3 protein-coding genes, 1 tRNA gene and 1 pseudogene are annotated in these 4747 nt (G+C 64.5%); 4 read left to right on the top strand and 1 reads right to left on the bottom strand.

Annotated elements, in window-relative coordinates; translation table 11 throughout:
* The 4 genes and pseudogenes from MOV74_RS31480 to MOV74_RS31465 form a co-directional block, all read left to right on the top strand.
* Window positions 1–568 (top strand): annotated as a pseudogene (locus tag MOV74_RS31480) (hypothetical protein); the annotation flags it as partial.
* Window positions 569–668: 100 nt separating this feature from the next.
* Window positions 669–744 (top strand) — tRNA-Thr (locus tag MOV74_RS31475).
* 169 nt (window positions 745–913) lie between these two features.
* Window positions 914–3256: a hypothetical protein gene (locus tag MOV74_RS31470; protein ID WP_246930853.1), complete on the top strand. Its 2343-nt coding sequence runs from the start codon at window positions 914–916 to the stop codon at window positions 3254–3256.
* 105 nt (window positions 3257–3361) lie between these two features.
* Entirely contained in the window at window positions 3362–3748 is a 387-nt protein-coding gene (locus tag MOV74_RS31465; protein WP_246930851.1) for a hypothetical protein, read from the top strand.
* A 158-nt stretch (window positions 3749–3906) separates the two neighbouring features.
* Here MOV74_RS31465 and MOV74_RS31460 read toward each other — a convergent pair.
* On the bottom strand, window positions 3907–4747 hold an 841-nt coding region (locus MOV74_RS31460; protein WP_246930849.1), incomplete at its 5' end, for a polysaccharide deacetylase family protein.

Here is a 4747-nt window from a genome sequence, read left to right as displayed (position 1 = left end):
GGCCCGCCACGATCCGGCCTGGACTGCGGACGGTTATGTCAGCGACCGTTGGCGCCCGGTCTCCCCGGTCACCGGCCGGCTCGATGCGTTCCAGTGGCAGACACCGGTCGCGAGCCTGCCTTCGGACAGGGGCGCCACGATCGAATCCTCCGCCTTCGAGGAGGCCATGCTGGCGGCCCCGCCGCCGAAGCGGGTGACGGCGGCCCCAGGCGAAAGCCAAGTGGAACCGACGGTGCCAGCTCCAGCTCCAGCCCCAGCGCCGGCCGCCCAGGACAATTCACCCCTGATTGCCAAAGAAGAGCCGGCAGTCGCGCCTGCCGAACCGGTCCAACCGGCCCCCGAGCCCGCCGAATCAACGCCCCCAGCGGCAACACCGGTGTTCAGGGCCCGCGCGGATCTCGGTAAACCCGCAGCAGCGCCGATACCCGCGGTCATCCCGATCGTCCGGGCGCCCGACGATCCCGGGATCGATGACGAGGGTCCGAGCGATGAATTTACGGAACAAATCGGCACACCCAAGGCCCAGGCCGGGGGTTGGCGCGGATTCTGGTCCCGCTGGGGCGCGTGAGCCGCATTTCGAACCCGGCTTGTCCTTGCCAATTCGGGCCATGCCCGATATCAGGAGCGCGCGTATCGGGGCCGGCTTCGCCTTGGCCCCGGCAGGGTTCGCCGCAATAGCTCAGTTGGTAGAGCACGTCATTCGTAATGACGGGGTCGGGGGTTCGAATCCCTCTTGCGGCACCAGCGCCTCGATCCTGGGCCAGGTCCACTTCCCGCTGTTTGCGATCGCGATTCCCGCCGGCAATGACGGCTGCTTCCTGTCGGAAGCCGAGCTGCGTCCGAATTGACACGAGATGCGTTCACCGCAACTACTTCCGGTCAGGGGGCAGTCGCAGTGATGCACGATATCCTGATGGTCGGGCTCTTCGTATCGATGTGCGGAGCCATCGGCCTTCCGTTCTCCCTGCTTCTGCCGTCGCAAGGTTTCGCCGTTCGCTGGGCGCTTGCGCCGCCCCTTGGCTTCGGCCTGCTCGCGGCCGGGACCGCCCTCCTGTACCTGTCCGGCGTTACGCCATGGGTTACGCTGCTGGCGATGGCGGCTACCGGTCTCGTCGTTGCAGCCGCAATGATCGTTCGGGATGGACCATGGCGGCGGAGCATATCGACCGGGGTCCGGTCGGCCATGACCGTTGCGGCCGTTGCAATCCTCTGTCTTGCGCCCGGCTGGACCGGAGGTCCACGCTTCCGCGTCTTCCAGGCGAATGTCTACGATCACCTGCTCTATGTCGGCGCGTCGATTTCCTACCGAACGCTCGACTACGCAACGCTGGTCGTCCATGGCGTAGAGAGCGCGCAGGCCGATCCCCTGGCTGTGGCGGCGTTGTGGTTCATCGATTGGCGCAGCGCCGTGTCGATGATGCATGCGGCCTTCGCCGTCGCGAGCCGCGGCGACGTCGTCGATTGCGCCTATCCGTACATGGTCGGCATGCAGCTCAACATGCTGTTTGCGGCGCTGTTCGTTTTCGTCAACGCGCTCGCGATGCGGCGCTCGCTGGCATGGATCTGCGCGTCGGCGCTTACGGTCGGATTCTTCGAGCAATACGTCTTCGACATCAATGCGTGGTCTCAGCTTGCTGCGCAGCCCATCTTCCTGCTCCTTCTCGCCTTTGTCGCGTTGGCCTTCGACAAGGATCGTTTTGGACAGGTGCCGGGTTCGATCACCCGGCTGGCAGCCGTCTTTGCGGCGCTGATGACGGGCGCGTTCTTTCTCTATCCGGAATCACTGACGGTCTACGGACTTGCCGCCACAATCATCGTCGTGGTGGCGATCGGTCTGCGGGCATCGCGGCAGACCCTGCCTGTAGCTGCAACCGGCCTGGTGGCAGGCATCGGACTATCGCTGCTCGCTTGCATTCCACACTGGTCCGGCACGGCCGCCTATGTCGTTCGCCAGCTGAGCCATGCAGCGGCCTATCCGCCGGACTGGTGGAAGTATTTTCAACGTTATCTGTTCGGCGGCGAAGCGAATTTCCTCGAGATCATTGCCAATCCCGATAGCCGCCTCGGAGAATTGGCAGATGCGTGGTTCTCGCTGCCGGTCGAAGCAGCGGTCGGCGGCCTCGGCTTATATGCCGTGCTCCCGTCCGCAAGTTGGCCCGTCGCCGTCGCGTTCGTGTGGAAGCTGCTGCTCTACGGTTTCCTGCTCGTGCTGTTGAGGGGCGTTGCCAAAGCGGTCTGGACGATCTGGCGTACTGAGCCTGACGGTAGCGCCGCCCGTCTTCTGGCCGGCAGCCTGGCAGGCTGCCTCGTGCCGATCGCCATTCTCGCAGCTGGTCACGCCTGGGCGGCAGGCAAGGGACTGGCAATGGCGGCGCCGATGCTCTTCACCCTTCTCGTTGCCCCCATCGCGGCAAAGCGCGGGGAGCCGGGTGCCGTCGTTGCCAGCGTCATCGTGGTGGCTGCTCACCTGATCCTTGGTGCGTTGCGACCGCTGTTGGTCATGCAAGGGTTAGGTGCGGGCATTCCTGGTCTTCCGACGGCTGCCGCACATGTCAACGCGCAGAAGGCGTCGCTCGATTGGAACTACGATCGCGTGTCCGCCGAGTTCGCAAGCTGCAATGGCGTCGTCATCGATGTCGCTCATCCCATGATGAATCACGTGCTGCGCAGTCTCGCGGCCGATCGCGGCATAGCCTGGGCATCACCAAACATCTTCTCGTGGTCCGGCAAGACCGGGCGCGCCTATTTGCCGATCGGTTGGGACAAGTTCGACTGCCTCGTGTCGGCCGAACGGCTCACCGCCAATCCGGGACAGCGGTTGATATCCGTAGCGACGGATCGCTCGTCACGGGAGTATCTGGAGGGCCGCCGCGACGTTCTCGATATCGGCACCGAAGCTCCGCCGGGAATCGCGACACGTGGCCTGTTCGGCAAGGAATTGACGCCCGGTGGAGCGCTTCAGTGGGCGTCTCCCACCGCGCATTTCGATGTCCCGAACAAGCCTTCGGCGCCGGCGCGAACATTGCGCCTCGCGTTGTGGCCCATGCCGATCTCGGGCAGCGAATTCGTCGTCAAGATCAATGGCCACGAGATCTATCGAGGAAATGTGCCGGCGGAACCGCTGTCGTTCACGCTCGATGAGTTCGCAGGCGCGGAGACTCTGGCAGTCGAGCTGGCGACGAACGCTGTCACCCGCTTTCCCGGCGATCCCCGTGATCTTGGGTTTGCGATCAGGGAGCTGAGCGTTCGGCGGTAGCGAAGCCGCGGAAGACAGCGCAGGGCGACCTGCGTGACCTCAGTAACATCGAGTGGCACACGCCTTCCGTAATGTCCCGGTCATGCCAACACGGGGAGATTTCACATGCGCAAGATCATTCTGGTTGCCGCTTTGGTCCTGGCTTCTGCATCTGCCCAGGCCGACGGCTCGCGCAGCCTGTCGCTGTCGGCGGCGGGCGCTCAGACCGCCGCTCCACTGACCACGCCGACGTCGGCGACCACCACCACGGCGCAGGTGAGCGAAACTGCGCCGGCCACCGAGGCGCCGAAATATTCCGACCGTCCGCCGGCGGTGTCGCTCTCTGCGCCGGCGGCTCCGGCGGTGACCACGCCCGTAACGACTGCAGCGCCGGTCACCACAACCAAGCCCGCCACCAAGTCCACGGCGAAGGCAGACAAGCCGAAGTCCAAGCGCAGCTGGACCGAGCGCCGCATCATCAGCGAGCTGCACCGCCACGGCATCTATTGGTAAGCCGCGGACCTGTACCCCAATCTCGCCGTCATGCCCGGGCTCGACCCGCCTGCGCGGCCGAAGCCGCTTCGGCGAGGCGAAGGCCCCCTGCTCCAAGAACGTGAATGGCCGGGACAAGCCCGGCCATGACGCGAGAGTTTTGATCTGATCGGTGAAGCTTACTGCGAAACCGTCTGCACCACGCTTGCGATCGGACGCGTGGTCGTGCTTGCGGTCGGCACCTTCATGTCCTTCATCAGCGCCTCGTCATATTCCGGCAGCGTCTGGAAGGTCGTCTTGGCCTTCATCTGCACGACCTTGTAGCCGCCGGCCTTGAGCCGCGCGAGCAGCGTCGGCATGGCCAGGCCGGTATTCTTCTGGAAATCGTGCATCAGGATGATGCCCTTGCCGAGCTTGTCGAGCCTGGTCATCACGGTCTCGACGATCTTCTCCGGCGTCGCACCCTTCCTGAAATCGAAGGAGTCGATTTCGGTCGAGAACATCGCGACGTTGCGGGTGCCGAAATAGGCCACCATCGCGGGATTGTGCTGAAGCTGCGGGAAGCGGAAGAACGGCGCCGGGTTGGTGCCGAGCGCAAATCTCACCGCGCTAAAGCCCTTCTCGACTTCGTCCTTGACCTGCTGCTCCGTCAGCTTCTTGCTGTTCAGGTTGACATGCGACCAGGTGTGCGTGCCGACCGTGTGGCCCTGGGCCAGCACCTGTTTCAGGATTTCCGGATGATAGGTCGCGTGCTTGCCGACCGAGAAGAACAGGCCCTTTGTGCATTCGTCCGCGAGTGCCTTCAGAACCGTGGGCGTATTGACCGGCCACGGACCGTCGTCGAAGGTCAGCACGACTTCCTTCTCGGTGAGAAAGTCGAACTGCTTGAAGTGCTCGAAGCCGAAGCCTGGACCGCCGGTGGTGTCGATCTCGACGACGCGGGAGACGCCCAGCGCGTTCGGATTGGCGCAGGCCTGTCTCGGCTGGACGGGCAGAGCGGGGGCGGGAGCCGGCGCAGCC

This window comes from Bradyrhizobium sp. SHOUNA76, assembly GCF_023006445.1.
In the GTDB taxonomy this organism is placed as follows: Bacteria; Pseudomonadota; Alphaproteobacteria; order Rhizobiales; family Xanthobacteraceae; genus Bradyrhizobium.
This window is presented reverse-complemented; position numbering and strand designations above follow the sequence as displayed.

Coding starts and splice junctions, on each gene's coding strand:
- MOV74_RS31465 (WP_246930851.1), top strand. CDS start 3,362: ATGCGCAAGATCATTCTGGTTGCCGCTTTGGTCCTGGCTTCTGCATCT.
- MOV74_RS31470 (WP_246930853.1), top strand. CDS start 914: ATGGTCGGGCTCTTCGTATCGATGTGCGGAGCCATCGGCCTTCCGTTC.